This window comes from Chryseobacterium sp. WG14, from assembly GCF_024586945.1.
In the GTDB taxonomy this organism is placed as follows: Bacteria; Bacteroidota; Bacteroidia; order Flavobacteriales; family Weeksellaceae; genus Chryseobacterium.
Genome location: NZ_JALCZD010000001.1, coordinates 594474 through 612245, shown reverse-complemented (window position 1 = coordinate 612245; position 17772 = coordinate 594474). Strand labels below are relative to the sequence as shown.

17 protein-coding genes are annotated in these 17772 nt (G+C 36.1%); 9 read left to right on the top strand and 8 right to left on the bottom strand.

Translation table 11 applies throughout. The annotated features are described in order from the left end of the window. Nucleotides 1-37: 37 nt before the first annotated feature. The 3 genes from MP478_RS02685 to MP478_RS02675 are packed head-to-tail and all read right to left on the bottom strand — an operon-like array spanning nt 38 to nt 5296. A complete protein-coding gene (locus tag MP478_RS02685; protein ID WP_257199509.1) occupies nt 38-1807 on the bottom strand; it encodes a TonB-dependent receptor in 1770 nt (589 codons plus the stop codon). 30 nt (nt 1808-1837) lie between these two features. Then, nucleotides 1838-2323, bottom strand: coding sequence for a hypothetical protein (locus MP478_RS02680; protein WP_257189134.1), 486 nt, complete (start codon nt 2321-2323; stop codon nt 1838-1840). 9 nt (nt 2324-2332) lie between these two features. Next, nucleotides 2333-5296 (bottom strand): tetratricopeptide repeat protein, encoded by a 2964-nt coding sequence (locus tag MP478_RS02675; protein ID WP_257199508.1) that lies wholly within the window; start codon nt 5294-5296, stop codon nt 2333-2335. Nucleotides 5297-5541: 245 nt separating this feature from the next. Between MP478_RS02675 and MP478_RS02670 the strand changes: the two genes are divergently transcribed. The 5 genes from MP478_RS02670 to MP478_RS02650 all read left to right on the top strand — a co-directional run bounded on the left by MP478_RS02670 (nt 5542) and on the right by MP478_RS02650 (nt 8582). After that, a complete protein-coding gene (locus MP478_RS02670; RefSeq protein ID WP_230040230.1) occupies nt 5542-5682 on the top strand; it encodes a hypothetical protein in 141 nt (46 codons plus the stop codon). A gap of 171 nt (nt 5683-5853) precedes the next feature. Then, complete coding sequence (locus tag MP478_RS02665; protein WP_257199507.1) at nt 5854-5976, top strand: hypothetical protein; 123 nt, start codon at nt 5854-5856, stop codon at nt 5974-5976. A 33-nt stretch (nt 5977-6009) separates the two neighbouring features. Further along, nucleotides 6010-6213 carry a hypothetical protein gene (locus MP478_RS02660; RefSeq protein WP_257199506.1) on the top strand — a complete coding sequence of 68 codons (204 nt, stop codon included), beginning with the start codon at nt 6010-6012 and terminating at the stop codon, nt 6211-6213. A 187-nt stretch (nt 6214-6400) separates the two neighbouring features. Further along, nucleotides 6401-8083, top strand: a complete 1683-nt coding sequence (locus MP478_RS02655) for an APC family permease (RefSeq protein WP_257199505.1) — start codon at nt 6401-6403, stop codon at nt 8081-8083. A 145-nt stretch (nt 8084-8228) separates the two neighbouring features. Next, entirely contained in the window at nt 8229-8582 is a 354-nt protein-coding gene (locus tag MP478_RS02650) for a DUF962 domain-containing protein (protein WP_257199504.1), read from the top strand. A gap of 65 nt (nt 8583-8647) precedes the next feature. Here MP478_RS02650 and MP478_RS02645 read toward each other — a convergent pair whose 3' ends face one another. Both MP478_RS02645 and MP478_RS02640 read right to left on the bottom strand, forming a co-directional pair. Further along, nucleotides 8648-9109 (bottom strand): lipocalin family protein, encoded by a 462-nt coding sequence (locus MP478_RS02645; protein WP_257199503.1) that lies wholly within the window; start codon nt 9107-9109, stop codon nt 8648-8650. A gap of 107 nt (nt 9110-9216) precedes the next feature. Further along, entirely contained in the window at nt 9217-11220 is a 2004-nt protein-coding gene (locus MP478_RS02640; RefSeq protein WP_257199502.1) for a hypothetical protein, read from the bottom strand. 168 nt (nt 11221-11388) lie between these two features. On the opposite strand from MP478_RS02640, the gene MP478_RS02635 reads away from it, so the two are divergent. After that, nucleotides 11389-12003, top strand: coding sequence for a DUF4377 domain-containing protein (locus MP478_RS02635; protein WP_257199501.1), 615 nt, complete (start codon nt 11389-11391; stop codon nt 12001-12003). A gap of 70 nt (nt 12004-12073) precedes the next feature. Here the strand turns inward: MP478_RS02635 and MP478_RS02630 are convergent, their stop codons facing one another. After that, the gene (locus MP478_RS02630; RefSeq protein WP_230040243.1) at nt 12074-13012 is read right to left on the bottom strand and encodes an SPFH domain-containing protein; all 939 of its coding nucleotides are present in this window, start codon (nt 13010-13012) and stop codon (nt 12074-12076) included. A 116-nt stretch (nt 13013-13128) separates the two neighbouring features. Next, complete coding sequence (locus MP478_RS02625) at nt 13129-14484, bottom strand: deoxyguanosinetriphosphate triphosphohydrolase (protein ID WP_230040330.1); 1356 nt, start codon at nt 14482-14484, stop codon at nt 13129-13131. A 191-nt stretch (nt 14485-14675) separates the two neighbouring features. On the opposite strand from MP478_RS02625, the gene MP478_RS02620 reads away from it, so the two are divergent. The 3 genes from MP478_RS02620 to MP478_RS02610 all read left to right on the top strand — a co-directional run bounded on the left by MP478_RS02620 (nt 14676) and on the right by MP478_RS02610 (nt 16685). After that, complete coding sequence (locus MP478_RS02620) at nt 14676-15302, top strand: bifunctional 2-polyprenyl-6-hydroxyphenol methylase/3-demethylubiquinol 3-O-methyltransferase UbiG (protein WP_230040245.1); 627 nt, start codon at nt 14676-14678, stop codon at nt 15300-15302. Between the two features lie 119 nt (nt 15303-15421). Next, the gene (locus tag MP478_RS02615) at nt 15422-16159 is read left to right on the top strand and encodes a DNA-formamidopyrimidine glycosylase family protein (protein WP_257199500.1); all 738 of its coding nucleotides are present in this window, start codon (nt 15422-15424) and stop codon (nt 16157-16159) included. Nucleotides 16160-16298: 139 nt separating this feature from the next. Then, nucleotides 16299-16685, top strand: a complete 387-nt coding sequence (locus MP478_RS02610; RefSeq protein ID WP_257199499.1) for a DUF6268 family outer membrane beta-barrel protein — start codon at nt 16299-16301, stop codon at nt 16683-16685. A 44-nt stretch (nt 16686-16729) separates the two neighbouring features. Here MP478_RS02610 and MP478_RS02605 read toward each other — a convergent pair whose 3' ends face one another. Further along, nucleotides 16730-17065 (bottom strand): multidrug efflux SMR transporter, encoded by a 336-nt coding sequence (locus MP478_RS02605; protein ID WP_257199565.1) that lies wholly within the window; start codon nt 17063-17065, stop codon nt 16730-16732. Nucleotides 17066-17772 lie beyond the last annotated feature (707 nt).

Below are 17772 nucleotides of genomic sequence, written 5' to 3'. Positions count from 1 at the left end.
ATTCCAGGATTACTTATCATTCATTGTTTATTATTGATTAGAAAGTGATCTTCACTCCTCCCAAAATCTGTGCACCCAGGACTTTATATCCTTTGTATGTTTGGTATTTTGAGCTTAGAAGATTATTTCCGAGTGCGAAAATACTAAAATTTTTGTGAATTTTATACTCTGCGGAAAGATTTAAATCAGCATACCCCCCAACTTTATCGTTGGTATTCTCCGTAGACTGGAAAACCATGTCCGGATTAGCTATGCCTTCGATCATATAAGAGTTTGTAGTTCTGTCACTTGCGAAAACTCCTTTGAAGCCTAACAACAATTTCTTATCCAGCATTGTATATTTGGCTCCGATGCTTGCATTAAACAAAGGAACGTTATAAATGTCATTATAATTCTTCAGGTTGTATTTTGTAAACCTTAATTCTCCATCCAATACCAGGTTTGCCAATGGGAAATACTGCACACTTCCTTTGATATCGCTTACATTTCCATCGTCATACACCGTAGAGAATGTGTTGGCAAAGTTATAAGATGAACGGTTCAAAGTAAAGTCATTATCAAAAAGTCCATTCGCTTTAAAGAACATAATATCTTTCATCTTTCCATATCCTGCTGAGAAGTCATATTTCAACGTTTCATCGATATCTCCTCTCAATCCTACATAAAAATGATATTGGGTCTCTGTAGGCTTTAAATACTGATCAGAAACCAGAAATGGATTAGCCTGCAGAAGGTCTGCATAGGTATTCAGCTTCAGTCCTCCGTCTACCCCACCATAGAATTTAAATTCTTTAGCTGCAGCAAACTGGAATTCCGCCTGTGGAAACCAATAGGTTTTATTAGTTTTCAAACGCTCTGCCATGAGATCATTTGAATTTTTAGCATTCAGGAAAGAGAATGAAGAACCTAACATCAAATAAGAATCTCCCTTTCTGAAAGTTACTTTAGGAGTCAGATTAGTGTTAAAAAAATTAGCCGAATTTTTATCCCGGATTGCAAAATCTGTTTTTACCGCATCTATTCCTACTCCTAAATCTGCATTCAGGTTAATTCCGGATTTACCAAGCTCAACAGCATGTTTTGAGAAATTAGCCAAAATGGAAACCTGATTTTCCTGGGCATCAAAATGATCTTTCAGGAATGATGATTTCACTCTTACATCATTTAAAATTTCATTGGAATAGAAATCATAATATCCGTTCACCTTAAACTGATTAACCTTTTGCTTCAGATCAACATCAGCAGAGGGCTGCAGGGCATAAATACCATAGTAATTATAGTTATCCAATCCATATTCAGCGTTGATATTGAATTTTCCTTTATCTCCGTAGGAATTAAGGAAAGCTGCAAAATTGGCTGATGTCTGCTTTGACTTCCAGTCATAGTCTTTTTTAAGGCCATTTGTAGAAAGTACATGCAGATCTCCACCTACTTCAATTTTGTTCTCCAGCGTCTTGGAAATATTTCCATCCGCCAGTATTTTACCATAATTACCCATTCCAAACTGGAAATAATTATTCTGTGCTGTTCCATCGAATTTCGGAGCTACATCCTCCCCCTGAATCGTTGAAGTTTTAAAATCTGAAACCGCAGGAACATCCGTGATGGTATATTTCACAGGGTTCTGAGATTTCTCTTCCGGTGGATAATTTTTAATAGTTTCCACGGAAGTTTTCTTCTTCTCGATCTTCTTCACTTCCGGCTCTCTCTTTTTGTTAAGAACCAGCTTTTCCTCCTTGATCTGGGAAAACGCAAACTGCGAAGCCCCTAAAAATAATATGGATAATAATTGAATTTTTCTGTTCATATTTTCTTTATTTGAAAAATATAATGGGATCTATTTACTGGAAGCAATATAATTTCCCAACAAAGCTTTCCCTGACTGTTTTGAAAAAGTTCTGCCTAGCCTGAATATATTAAACAGCCAAAGGCTCTGATAAACTTCTAAATTATATTGATAATTTTTCGTGGTACTGTTCTCCGCTACATCATAACTGTAAGCAATAGTGTATGGGAAGCCTGAAGGCAGCAATCCTGCTGTGATCATAGTTCCAATCATAGGGTTTCCACATGAAGGAGTACGGGTAAGCATCGGGTGCAGAGTTATTTTAGCTGCATTAGTACTGTCTTCCACCATTTCATAAATACCAGCATGCTTTAAAATATTATACTCTTTTTTAAGATCTTTATTCACCACAAAAGCTTTTTGCTTCGGAAAATCAGCTTTAGCTTTCCTGTATTCTTTGGGATAAGCACTGTATGAAGGGATGCAGCTCCAAAGGGACGCAGAAATCAAAAAAGAATATATTGTTATTTTAAACATCTTTAATTCTTATTTTTTAATCTGTTTTTTAACTTCTTTTGCTTCTGCAACAATTTCCGGGAAATCTTTATAATTGGCAATGATCTGATCACAGGTATAACTTGCCTGGTAATTGTCTTTCAGACCGATATAGTTTTTCGCCATCAATACCAGCGCTTTTGCTCCCCAATATTCTTCTGATGAATAATTGTTGGCAAGCTTAAAGATGGCTTCGTTGGAAGATTTGAATGCTTTTCCTTTATTCTGATAATACGCTTTTGCATACAGTGCTTCTGCAGCAACAGAGGTATTGGATGATTTCTCAAGAGCAGTATAGGCAGACTGGGCGTCTTTATCTTTTCCTGAGTTCATCAGGCTTCTCGCCTTAATTACTTTAGCCGTCTCTATAACAGCTGCAGAGTTTTTAGAATTGGCAATAACGGCATTTGCTAATTTTTCAGCTTCTGAGAAGTTCTTTTCATCGGCATAAAGCTTCATCAGCTCAACATTTGCATAGTTTTTAATGCTGATATCGGAAGAGTTTTTAATTCCCTCCAGATACTTTTTAGCTTCAGCAGTATTCCCCTGTGCAAGGAAGATCTGTACTAAGCGGGTTTGAGCATCATCCTGATAATCACTCTGAACACCAGCCACCTCTTGAAGAACAAGCAGCGCTTTTGTTGAATTATTGGTTTGGTAATAGCTTTCCCCAAGTTCATATTTCGCCTGGTAAAGCCCCTCACCTGTTGGATTCTGTGTTAGATACTTCTCGTAATAAGAAATTGCGTTTTTATAATCCTTCTTAGAGAAATACTGTTTTCCTGTAGATAAGTTGATCTCATCAATTTCAGAAGCATCCACATTAACTCCAATCGTCCTGGCAAAATTTTCATAACCGGAAACATCTCCGTTCTTCGTGAAAATAGGTTTTGCTGCCTGAACGATCTTTTGAGCATATGCTGTATTTTTATACTGCTCACCCAAAGATTTCAGCTCAGAAAGCGCTTTGTCATTCTGGTTCTGATCGATATAATTCTGTGCCCTGTAAATAGAAGCATTCGCAATCAGATCTTTGTCTGAAGATGTTTTAATCACCTTTCCAAAATAATCATTGGAATTGGCAAAATCATCCTGAGCAGCATAAGCAGTTCCTATTTCGTATTGTGCATCATCATAATATTCAGAGTCCGGATATTTTGATATGAGATTTTTTAAATTATTGATTTTTGCCTGCGTATCTCCTTTAAATCCTAAAGCCATTGCTTTCTGATATACGGTATAATCTGTAGCATCTTCATTTTTATCATAAATGGCGATAGCTTCGTTCAGATCATTATTGGCGTAATGAATATCTGCCAGACGAAGTTCTGCATCATTTTTAAACTCAGGTTTAGGATTCGTAAGATACTGTTTGAAATAAGCTGCGGCCTGGTCAAATTTCTTAGATTTAAAATAAGCATATCCTAAATCATAAGGCAATTGTTGTTTTTCAGGGAAGCTCTCGGTAAGAAGTTTTTCATAACGGCTTATAGCAGACGGATAATTTCCCTTCTGGTAATATACCTGTGCCAGCCAATATAAAGCTCTGCTGTTAAATTCTTTATTGATATTAAATCCAAGGCTTCTCAGAAAATACTTTTCAGCTTCGTCATAATTCCCTTTGTTGAACTCTTCTGTTCCCAATAAATAGGAAACCTCCTGATCTACTTTATTGATTTCCGGGGTAGAGCTTTGTAATCTGTCGATAGCATTCAGGGTTTCTTTATAGTTACCCGAATACAGATAAGATTTTACCAATAACGATCTCATCTCTGAGGCATTGGCAGCGTTCTGATTCTCGTTGATGTAGCTTTGGATTACCCCTGAAGGGCTTTCAAACGGGTTTCCGATATCATAGCTTAATTTAGCATATTGTTCATGGGCAAGCTTTTTCACTTTCGCATCATAATCCATCTGATAAGAAGAACGGAATGCCGAGAGTGCCTCCTGTTTTTTATCTACTGCCAGATAAGCATTTCCTAACTGGTAGTAAGCATTCTGTGCCAGTGCTGAATTACTGTTAACAAGCTGGTTGTAATAAGAAACTGCCTCATCATATTTTTTAAGCTGAGCGGCTACGAATCCCATTTCATACAAATCATTTTCAGATGGATTCTGCTGCACGTTCAGATAGTCTTTTAAGTGAGGATAAGCAGACGTGTAGTCATTTTTCATAAAGTAACTTTCCCCAATAATCTTATGAACCTCTGCTTTATAAGAATCTGAAATATTTTCGTTCAGTAAGGCATTCCCTTCAGAAATAGCCTGGTCATAGTTCTTATCATTATAATACAGTTGTACATAATAAGGACGCACCAGTTTTGAGAATTTATCCTGATCTTTTATAGAATCAAAATATTGGAAAGCTTTATCATTTTGCCTGTTGCTGTAATACAAATGCCCCAGCATATAGGCAATATCCCCTTTTTGAGACTGATCAGCCGATTTATAGGCTTCTTCCAGTGCATCGGTAGCACCTTTAGAATCTCCGGTCATAAATTTGGCATAGCCCAGTTTCAGAATATACTGTGTATTCTCCTCTTTGGAAAGCTGATACTGGTTTACTTTTTTCAAAGTTTCCAATGCTTTATCAAAATCTTTCTTTGCCAGATAATAATCTGCTAAAGGGAGATTAGCCTGGGCGAAATACGCAGAATTAGGATATTCTTTAATAAAAGCAGTTAAACCTTCTTCAGCATGATTTTTCTGGAGAATTACCCCAATCACATTGTCAAAAAACTGAGCCGCTTCCTTCTTTGAACGGGACAAATTCTGATTGTAGAAATATTGTCTTGCATATTCATATTGGGAAGCGTTGTATATTTTGGTCTGATAAAGATTTTCTGCCAGATTAAATCTATAATTTTCTTTCTGTGTAAAATATTGGGACTGTTGGGCATCGATAATTCCGAAATAGATCACAGCAGCCGCTAAAAGTATTTTTTTTGATTTCATTCTTCTTGATATAAGAAAATTAGTCTAAATAAGTTAACGAAAATATTAAAAACTTATTGTTTAAGCAAGTTTTAACAGATTTAATAGCTTGGAATATCAATTCAACAACAATAAAAACTTTTCACTGTCTCATGATAAAATTTCTTACTTTAGTCTGATAAAATGTAAACAATTTTAGTAACCAGTTATCAAAAATACATTTTGATCTGATCCTTTTTCTACAGCAGCTAAAAACATACCATTACATGGAAATTAAGATACTTTTAGCATTAATTTTTGTAAACCTGATGCAGACACAGAAATTTCACTTCCCCCAAACCGCTGTAACAGACTCTCTTGTTTTAGAAAAGCAGATGCGGGGTCTTGCTATGGAAACATGCTCCTGATCTTGATAAAATGCATAATACTACGCATAGGTTTTAACTTCAGGATTGTAAAAACAGCTCATCCGTTTTTGACAAACCCAACAATAGAGTTTCACAACGCAAACTGTTGATTTTAAAGACCGGGATAAAAAAGATTCTTATTATACAGTCAGTAAAAAAGACAGCTTCAAAATGACAAATTCCGTATATTTTGAAAGTAAAACAATAGATAAAGATTTTATCATCAGTGGAAACCTGTCCGGATTCTTCAATATCTCCATCAATAAAAAAGACTTTGACACGGATACTTATTGATACCAGATAAAGCCAGACGGTAAAGCATTTTTATTGTCTACTCATATTGCAAGAGCCAGCTATGCAAAAGACCATTCTGTACGCCAGCTTCTGAAACTCAGGAAAGATGAGCAGATTCCCATCCATAGCTCGATCTTCATCAGCAAAAAAATAGAAAAAGGAAGCAAATTGGTGTTATTAGTAGGGGCAAATAAAAATCCAAGCTGGCAAATCAATTACGGAACGGTAAGGATGTAAGAAACCATACAGAATTCCGGGGAACCTTTGGAAATAAATGGTATAATGACAGCTATGTGGAAATACCTGTTTATAAAGACTAACAGCTTTTGATTGAGCATTTTTACCTAAATGTTCTTAACAACTGTTAACATCAAAATAAAAAATCATTACATTTGCTTTTTTTCAAATCAAATATAGTTATTGAATGAGTCAACTTTTTAGAAGAAAAATCTATTCAGATACGGATACTTCAACGGGACTTTTAAGGGTCTTGGGTGTATGGGACATTGTATTTTTTGGGATAGCGGCCATTATTGGAGCCGGAAGTTTCAGTAGTTTGGGAGAAGCTGTTTTCAGAGGAGGTCCCGGTGTTATCCTTCTATATTTGATTTGTGGTTTTGCCTGCGGGTTTACCGCTTTATGCTATGCTGAGTTTGCCAGCAGAATTCCTACAGCAGGTTCTGCTTATACGTATGCCTATGCCAGTTTCGGAGAATTGATTGCCTGGATTATCGGATGGGCACTGATTATGGAGTATTCTTTCGGAAATATTTACGTTGCTTTCTCCTGGTCGGATTATTTTACCAGCTTTCTAGGCCGTCTGGGAATGCATATCCCCGATTATCTTACCTGCAGCTATACGGAAGCCAGCAAAGCCGTTGCAAATGGCTCAGAAAATAAAGAATTACTGAATGCATGGAAAACGGCTCCATTAATTGGAAGTTTAAAGTTTATTGTAGACATTCCGGCCTTGGTGATCAACGGTTTGATTACCTGGCTTTGTTATGTAGGGGTAAAAGAAAGTAAGAACTTCAATAACTCCCTTGTTATCTTAAAACTGGGTGTCATTATATTGGTAATTCTGGTTGGTTTTTCCTATATCAATACCGATAACTGGACTCCAATAAGCCCGGTAACGGGATCTCCATCCTTCATGCCTAATGGTTTTGCAGGGGTCATGAGCGCCGTATCGGGAGTATTCTTTGCCTATATCGGATTTGATGCTTTAAGTGTTCTTTCTGAAGAAACCAAAGATCCTCAAAAAACCTTACCAAAAGGAATGATCATATCGCTTGTTTTATGTACGGTAATTTATATTGCCCTGACCTTGGTATTAACAGGTATGGTAGACTATAAAAAGTTTGACGGTGTTGGTGATCCGCTATCGTTTATCTTTGAAAAAACCAATGCTAATGTAGCATGGATGGAACTTGTTGTTTCTTTTGTTGCTATTGTTGCTATTACAACCGTATTATTGGTTTTCCAGATGGGGCAGCCAAGAATCTGGTATGCCATGAGCCGCGACGGATTAATGCCTCAAAGATTTCAAAAAGTACATGCTAAATATAAAACACCTTCTTATGCCACTGTGGTTACCGGAATTGTCGTAGGAATTCCTATTTTATTTACAGATAAAACATTTATCCTGGACTTTACCAGTATCGGTACTATCTTCGCCTTCGTATTAGTTTGTGCGGGAGTGCTTATGCTTCCGGCTAAAGAAAAAATAAAGGGAAGGTTTCATCTTCCTTATATTAATGGTAAAATCATCTTCCCTGTTGTTTTCATTGGCGGACTGATTGTATTCTACTACTGGCAGCCAGAATTTTTCCAAACTTTAATGGACTGGAAAGATCCTAAAGAAGGGGAATTCAGAGCTTCAATTTTCTTCTTTATTCTGATCAATATAGCCTTGTGTATTTTGACTTTTATAAAGAATTTTTCATTAATTCCATTAGTGGGTCTAAGTTCCTGCCTCTACCTTCTTACCGGTATGAGTCATGAAAACTGGTTCTGGTTCGGAATGTGGTTCCTTGTAGGAATGGTCATTTATTTCTGCTACGGCTACAAGAACAGTAAACTTGGAAAAGAGTTAAGGAAAAAATAATGAATAATTAATATATATCAAGGCGAACGGGCAATACGGCAAGTTCGCCTTTTTTATTGCTTACCATTTTGCTTTTCATAAACTTAGTTTAAAAACCGGCAACATTATTGCTATCAATTTAACATAACCAATAAACTAATGTGCCATGTCTGAGAGAATAAAAACATACAGAGAATTTTATCAGTTTTATCTTACCGAACATAGTAAAACAGGAACACGGATCTTCCACTTCATAGGAACCCTACTCGTATTTGCAGTGATTGGATATGTGATCAATTCCGGAAAAGAAAGATTTCTATGGTATATTCCTATTTTCGGATATGGTTTTGCATGGTTTAGCCATGCGGTTATCGAAAGAAATAAGCCTGCAACTTTTAAATATCCTTTATGGTCTTTGATCTCAGATTTCCGGCTATTTTTTGAATTACTGATTGGAAAACAGAAATTTATAACCCCTGTTCAGCCGAAGGCATCCCAAAATCCTGAAAGCTCACTGTAAGCCTAGATTTATTTTCTTTAATAAGATTAGCCTAACGTAATCTATAAGTGAAATAAGATTTATCGTCAATATTGTTTCTCAAGGATATCATAATGGATTGTATTCACAACCTTTTCTGTTCGCGAATCACCTTTCACTTTAATCGGTTCAGGGATATAGCTTGAGAAAGTCATCGTTTTATCTTTATTCAAAGTGACTGTTACTTCTTCCAGAATAGTGTTATCATCTACATAAAACTGAATTCTGTTTTCTACGATTCGCCAAAGGGAAAGCCTTGGTTCAGAGGGCATGCAGTCTCCTATGCTCCCTTCTATATAATTGTAAACAGCAAAGCCATCTTCCCTTATGCCATAATTCCTCATGAGACGACAGTTATCAAAGTCCTTCACGGTCTTTTCTTTATTTTCATAAAATCCGGCTTCTTTTAACTTCCAGAATCCAATTACATTTTCTTTTGCTAATTTTTGGGCATTTACAAATGAAGAGGCTGCCATAAGAAAAGCAACCGGCAATAGTTTATCAATCATTGAAAGAACAGGTTTGTGTTATTTTAAACGAAGATACAATAATTGAAATAAAAAGATTTGGAAATGGGTTCGGCGGGCAGCTTTGCTGCCCGCCGAACCTTATATCTTTATTTAAATCTTTTCTTAAAACTGAATTTAAGACTGTTCATCAATCCGGGTTCAATGATATCAATTCCCAGTCCGAAATTACTGTCTGCAACCGTGTGATGATCCGTTCTGAACTGTTCAAAGTCTTTTTGCGGAATTTCAATGTTAACTAAAGGATTGGATTCTATATAGACACTTGCTCCATTCTTAGTCACTTTCTTACGGCTGCTATATTCGAAATAAGGATTTTTTATGGTGCTTTCCTGCATCGTATATTTTTCTGCGGTATCAATTTTCTGATCCGTATACAAATTGATTTCATATTTTTCACTGTCGAAACTATGCCAGAAAGGAAGGTCTTTATGCATAAAGTCCCTTGCGCTGGCCTTTATTACATTGCGGTCAAAATACATCAGAAAACGATTATTCTGCGGATCAACATAATAAGGATTTTCTACTGTAGCAGTATACTGGATCTTCATTTCATTCAGTTTTTTATCATCACTTACTACTTCTATTTCCGCATCTTTGAATACATTTCTGATATCTGTACCATTTCTGTCATTGGAATAATTAAAACCATAAAAAAGGAAACTATTCCAGCTGTCTATGATCTCCCTTTTATTAGTACTTTTAAAATATCTTCTCATGGCATTTGCCCGATTCCCTTTATAGGTAGTAACCAGATTAAGCTTGCCAATATTGCCTTTTACATTGAAATCCACCTTTTCATCTACGCAATAATAAGGAAACTTATAAGGTGTTCTAACTTGCAAGTCCTGATCTTTCTTCGTCTCCAGATAATGTATAAAGAACATAAATCCTCTGTTTTCAATCAATCCAAATTCATCACGGGTAGTAGCATCTACAAAATATTCTTCTCCTTTGTAATTAATCTTCACGACCACATGATTGAAACTTAACAGTGAAGGCAGATAGTATTTAATATAATAATCTGTATTAAAATTTACCAAAACCACCGATGCTTCCACACCGATATAATCAAGGATAACTTTCAGTAAAACCGATTTTGCCTTGCAGTCTCCCTGCTTATTTTCATAGGTTACTGAGGGCTCCTGGGGTTTGTGACCATTCATTTCATCTGCATTGAAAATATAGTAGATATGATTCTGAACATATTCTATGGCAAACTGAATTTTCTCGCCCTGGTCTGCAATAGCATCAATCTTTTCAACAAGATTAGGGGCAAAGTCTTGTAAAGCAGCTTTATTAAAAACTTCATCATAAAGGGGAGCAATATAATTGGAAAGGTCTTTCCAGTTACTTTCTGTTGCAAAATCTACATAAGGAAAAATTTCACGTCCTGAATCTACAGGATTGATATAATTAGGCTTTTCAATCACAAAGCATTGTCCCTGCTTCAGGAATTTGATTTCGGGTTCCAGTACTTCACCCCTTTCATTGCGGAAGAAAGTTTTCTTATAGGCTATGGTCTGCTCCCGGGCATTGATAAAGGTAAATTTAAAATGACCATAAGCCCAGTAATTATCAGGGCTCACCCATACATATTTTGAAAATTCCTTTCTCAGAAAATCACGGTCTGTAAATTCTTTAATCCGCGAATCTTCCAGAATCAACACATCATATAACCTCAGATCTTTGATCGTAATATTGATCTTTTTATTGCTGCTCAGTACCCCTCCGCTACTCTGGTTTTCACTATCCAGCACTTTGATCCGGGTATCTGGAATTTTGTCCACCAGGACACCATCTCTTAAAACACTGATTCTATGGATCTGATAGACTTCATTTTCTTCTACCACAACATCAGAAACTGAGGCTCTTTCTAAATTTCCGGGCTCATTCAGGGTATAAGCCATGCAGACATATTCACTGTTTTCATTATTGCTTGTATAATATTTTTTATCTAAAAAGTAGCAGTAATCTTTACCTTCTTCAATTTGTTTCCTGGCAAATTCCGAGTCCTTGATTCTATCTATAATTTCCTGGTCTCCAATATTTCCTGCCCACACTTCAGGTTTTTGAATCTTATAATTTTCCATTTGAATTTGATTATCCGTATTTCTATTTAATAGTTTTGTTTTTTGGGTATACTTATTAGAAAGTTCAAATTAAATAATTAATAAAATAAAAAACAATAGAAGAACTGCGACAATTCAGGCTGGAAATTCGGCATGGTAATTGCGAGTAAGGTTTTAAAATCAAGTTTTATGAAAAGTATAGCAACAATTCTAAAAGGGACAGTTCCCGCGTTAGCATTATTTGCAATGACACAATGTACAACTACTGCAGGTGCCTCCGCAGCTGATGAAAAAACTTTCATCGTAGGACCACAAACAGCAGACTGTACAGGAGTGGCTCCTATGAAATGTCTGCAGGTAAAAGAAAAAACTTCTGAAAGCTGGACTAATTTCTACAGCAATATTGAAGGATTTACGTATGAACCGGGGTATGAATATGTATTAAAAGTAAAAACTGAAAAAATTGCCAATCCGCCAGCTGACGGGTCTTCTGTAAAATACACATTGGTAAAACAGGTTTCTAAAACAAAAAAAGAAGCAGCAGCAAGCAATGAAAAAACACTTATTATAGGAGCACAGACTGTAGACTGTTCGGCAGGTGCAGGACGTATGAAGTGTTTACAGGTAAAAGAAAATGCTTCTGAAGGCTGGACAAACTTCTACACCAATATTGAAGGATTCACTTATGAACCGGGATATGAATATGTTTTACAGGTAAAAACTGAAAAAATAAATAACCCACCGGCAGATGCGTCTTCTATAAAATACACATTGATCAAACAGGTTTCTAAAACCAAGAAATAACACTAAAAAAGCTACTGAAATTCAGTAGCTTTTTTTCCGAAAAAGAATGAAGTTAAAACCTCGTTCCTTTTTAATATCCTGATTCTTTTTGAGGAGGTTCCGGGTATTTACCTTTGGTGGCTTCCCCTACGGTATTTGCTGTGGTCATGGCAACTACCAGATCATTCAGCATACTGCTTGCTGCAGTAGGTGAATTGGGAAGAAGCACCAGATTACTGCGGGTGCTTGCCCCTACAGAATGTAAAGTATCATAGTGTTGGGTTACCACAATAAGAGCAGATGCTTCATGTGAATTAATCTCTACGTTGTTCAGCATTCTTACAGATTCTTCAAGACCTTTTGCAATTTCTCTTCTTTGATCTGCAATCCCCTGCCCCTGCAGCTTCTTAGATTCCGCTTCGGCTTTTGCTACGGCTACAATTCTTATTCTCTGCGCTTCTGACTCATATTCGGCAGCTGTTTTCTCTCTTTCTGCGGCATTGATCCTGTTCATGGCATGTTTCACCTGCTCATCAGGATCTATATCAGTTACCAACGCTTTGATGATATCATATCCATAACTGTTCATAGCTTCCTGAAGCTCTCCTTTTACGGCTACTGCAATATCATCTTTTCTTACAAAGACATCATCCAGTTTCATCTTTGGTACTTCAGCACGCACCACGTCAAAGACAAAAGAAGTAATTTGATTTTCAGGATTTTCCAAACGGTAATAGGCATCTCCCACCTGGTTTCTGATGACCTGGTACTGAACAGAGATTTTCATTTTTATAAATACATTGTCCAGCGTTTTTGTGTCAATCATAACATCCAGCTGCTGAATTCTAAGATTCAGTCTTTTGGCAATCTGATCAATAATAGGAAGCTTAAGGTGAAGCCCTGAATGTTTTACTCCCTGGAATTTTCCAAAACGTTCTATAATGGCAGCTGTTTCCTGTTTTACAACAAAAAATGATGCAAATAAAATAATAAGCCCGAAGAAAATAACGGGTGCAAGATAAATTCCCATAGTTTAAGTTTTTATAATAAGTAGTAATAATTGATGTTTTGTTAAAACACTGGAAGTTATCCCTAAGGTTTTAAACAATTTAAACTCTTTCTATAAATATACTACTTATTTTCAAACTAAACGGTCATTCCTATATCGATACCTTTAATCTTTCTATAGAGATCCGTAGCATAATTATCCGTCATTCCTGAGACAAAATCAATGATTCCAAGGACTTTCTGATAATCTGTTCCGGTTTCATATACAAACTGTCTTGGAAGCAGCTTCAATGCTTTTTTATCATATGATTTTCTTTCGTCCTCAGGTTTCAGGATAGAAGGAATAAAATGATCCAGCAATTCATACATTACATTATATCCTGCATTTTCAATTTCTACTACTGCTTTGTGATTGTAGATCTTTTCTATAGAGAACGATTCTATATCCTGTAAAGCTTTATTCTCAGATTTGTACATATCCAGCAGACCATTATCCAAACCGCCTTTAAGAATAGTTTCAAAATTCTGTTTATAGATTTCAAGTGATTTATTGATCAATGCATTGATTGCTTTTGCTCTCAGGTAAGAGATCTTTTCGTTTTCATTAGAAATGGAAACCAGCTTATCTTTCACTTTATTGATATCGTTACTTTCGGATTTTACCAGCTCAAAAAACAGGTTTTCACACTCGGCAGTTGATACTATCCCCAGTCTGTGGGCATCTTCCATATCAATAATATTATAACAGATATCATCAGCAGCCTCTACCAACCATACAAATGGGTGTCTTTTGAAAATATAGGGCTCCTCGCTTTCAGCAATCAGATGGGTTCCTTTTGCTATTTCCAGGAATATATCTTTCTCATTCTGGAAAAATCCGAACTTCTTTCTATGGATAACTCCTTTTTTCCTGGCAACCGCTTCACATGGATACTTGGCGATACTTGCCAGTGTGGAAAAAGTAAGCTGAATACCTCCGGCATCTTTTCCCTGCTGCTGCTGGGCCAATACTCTTATAGCATTTGCATTTCCTTCAAAATTAACCAGATCTGCCCATTCTTTTTCATTAAATTTTGATTTCAGATCTTTCTCATTCCTTTCAAAATAACTTGCAATAGCATCTTCACCGGAATGACCGAAAGCCGGGTTTCCTACATCATGGCACAAACATCCCGCAGCAATTACATTTCCTAAATTATAGAGATAAAAATTCTTGGAATCTTCACTAAGTTCATTTTTAAAATCTTCAGCAATAAATTCACCAATAATACTTCCTAAACTTCTTCCTACCGACGACACTTCTAAGGAGTGTGTAAGCCTGTTATGTACAAAAACGCTTCCGGGAAGAGGGAAAACCTGGGTTTTATTCTGAAGTCTTCTGAAGGCAGAAGAAAAGATAATTCTATCGAAATCCCTTTGAAAATCAGTCCTTGAAGCTTTGGTATGCGGATTATTTCCTGTACGTTGATTGGTGAAAATCTGGTTTAAATTCATCATTTTTCAAAATTACTTCAAATTTTAGTTTTATGGAATACTATTTAGATTTTTATTAAACAGCAATCTCATTCAAAAAATCTATTATAATCACTGTTTTTTCGGTAGAAAAAACCAGCAGAAAAGGCTTTACATTTGGGAAGACTTTAAAAACTTGGCTTTACCTATTATTGATTTAAAAAAAATTACCAATGAAAGACAATGCATGGCTTGAGAAATGGGATGAAAGATACAACAATGAAGAGTTCGTATACGGAACAGATCCCAATCTTTATCTGCAAGCACAATTAAAACAATTAAAGCCCGGTTCTATCCTCTTCCCTGCCGATGGTGAGGGACGAAATTCCGTTTATGCTGCTCTTCAGGGATGGAAAGCATCAGCATTTGACATCAGTACTGAAGGGCAGAAGAAAGCACTGCAGCTCGCAGAACAAAACCAGGTAGCTATTGATTATCAGGTAGGCGAATTATCAACCTTAGGATATCAGGAGCAACAGTTCGATGCTATTGCTCTTATCTATGCTCATTTTCCTGCTGAAATAAAATCATCAATCCATAGAATGCTTGATGTGTATCTTCGCAAAGGCGGTTTTATTATTTTTGAAGCTTTCAGTAAGAATCATCTTGATTATATTGCAAGAAATGCCAGTGTAGGAGGTCCGAAAGATATTGAATCGTTATTCTCCATTGATGAGATCAAAGCTGATTTTCCTGGTTATGATATTGTGGAGCTGATAGAAACAGAAATAGAACTTAAAGAAGGTTTATTTCACAACGGAACCGGTTCTGTAATACGGTTTGCAGGAAGGAAGCAATAATTACAGATAAAGAATAAGCACAGGTCAGCATATTTTTTGAATATTCTGACCTTTTCAGTATTGGATAAAACAATGATTCACTTGGAATAGTATTTGGACTTTTCATAAAAAAGAAAGCTATGCCTGAAGGACCATCTATAATTCTAATGAAAGAAAACCTGCAGCAGTTTGTCGGCCAAAAGGTAACAGAAGCTTCAGGTAATGCCAAATTTGACAAAGAACCATTTGTGGGTCAGCCCCTTCTGGAAATCCGTACTTTTGGAAAGCAGACGTATCTGGTTTTTGAAAAAGCGGCTATTCGTATTCACTTGTTAATGTTTGGCTCTTACAGTATTAATGAGCAGACGAAACCGGACAAAAGCTTACGTTTAGCCTTAATCTTTTCAACGGGTGGTATATACTTTTATACCTGTTCTGTAAAACCTGTTGAGAAGGAACACCTTTCTTCAATAGACTGGGAAGCCGATGTACTGAGTGACCGCTGGAATCCTGCAAAAGCAAAAAAGAAACTGAAATCAAACCCTGAAATGATGGTTTGCGATGCCCTGATGGATCAGAATATATTTTCGGGAGTAGGTAATATTATTAAAAACGAAGTGCTTTTCAGAATCGGCGTTCAGCCCGAAAGCTTACTTGGAAACCTTCCCGATAAAAAGCTAAAAGAACTTATTGCAGAGGCCAGAAATTACAGCTTCGATTTCCTGGAATGGAAAAGAGAATTTACGCTGAAAAAACACTGGCAGGTTCATACAAAAACAATATGCCCAATATGCGGATTAAAACTGGTCAAGAAACAGACCGGCTTAGGCAAAAGACGAAGTTTCTATTGCGAAAAAGACCAAAAACTGTATGGATAACCATTAATCCGATTTAAAAATCCACCGGCATATTTTGTGAAAAATTCTTCCCTGTATACTTCCCCTATCGGAATTTCCGATACATCAATGTATAGAGTATGATTATCAAAGGAGTCAATATAGTTTATATTGACAACATATGTTTGCTGACCCGTATAAAAGTTTCTCCGGAGATCTTCTGATGGATGGTTTTCCCAAAAAAGTATTAGTACGGAAAAACATTCTTGCCAACGGAAGACTTTCTCTGGGAACGGAGATGGATAATACTTCCTTTTATATGTACAAGAATAGCAGGACCTGTGAATTCCGTCAGCTGGAGATCAATTCCGGGGTTATTTATGAACACAGCCTTGGCAATAATTTAACAGGAACATTAAAAACCGGAATGAGGACCGTTCCGCAAGCCAGAGCCTTTGATAAAGAAGAATCTTTCAAAGACTATATTTTTGAAGCCCGCTACAAACCTTCATTCTATTTCAATGTCGGAATATCTTATAATCCTTTTGGAAAACCCAGAGTAAAATAATCTCCGGTTTCCGGAGAAGCCTGAAAAATTCCGTAAAATAAGGCTTAATGGGTTCCCATTTTTGAAAATACATTGATGATAATTACTCCAAGCACAATAAGTACAATCCCAATAATGGCAGGAAGATCCGGCACCTGTTTAAAGGCAATAATTCCAATCATGGTTATAAACACAATTCCTACTCCAGACCAGATGGCATAGGTAATGCCTACAGGAATCTCACGAAGGGTAAGGCTCAGACAGTAAAAAGCAGAAGCATATCCTATTACCGTGACAACGGAAGGCCATAGTTTAGAAAATTCTTCCGATTTTTTCAGAAAAGTAGTAGCTATGATTTCAAATACAATTGCTAAAGCCAGAAAAATATAACTTCGTCCCATCATTTATTCTTTATACAAATGTAATAAAAACAGATCTGTATTCTTTCAACTCCGTTTGAAAGTAAACGACCTACTATATAAAGATCAGCAGATCCCCCAATCAAATATTTTTCTTTTATTAAAGGGTGTAAACACTAGTTTCTGCTAAGATCATCCCCTGGCAGACATCAAAAACCCAACTCAAGCTTCAACACCTTTTGCTAAACAATTATAATAAAGCATTTTACCTTAGATATAGGTATGACTCATATTGCAATAATTCCAGCAATAAAGATTTATGACATCCTATTATCTCTCTCCACATTGACATAAAAACAAGCGCTAAGGTGTCATATAATCGGACAACTGACAAAAAATCACTGCATAAAAACTAACGGTAAAAATAATTTTTCTTAACATAGAGATCTGTTTTACGCTCAAATTTCACATTCAAAAACAGGTCAAACGGACGGTATTATGCATTGCATTATTTATTTTTTGTTTTATCAAGTCCAATATAGAAAGCTTTAAACGCTTAACATTTTCACATAATTTTACGGACAGGACAATAAATGCATTAATAAATTCTCAATAATGTATTAATTTTTTGTAAACAAAAATTAACAAATAAGTGAACAAAAACCCTCGCAATACACTGATATACATCATAATATTTTACTTTGGCACGTGATTTGAAAACTGTAATATTGCAATTGAAAGATTGATAA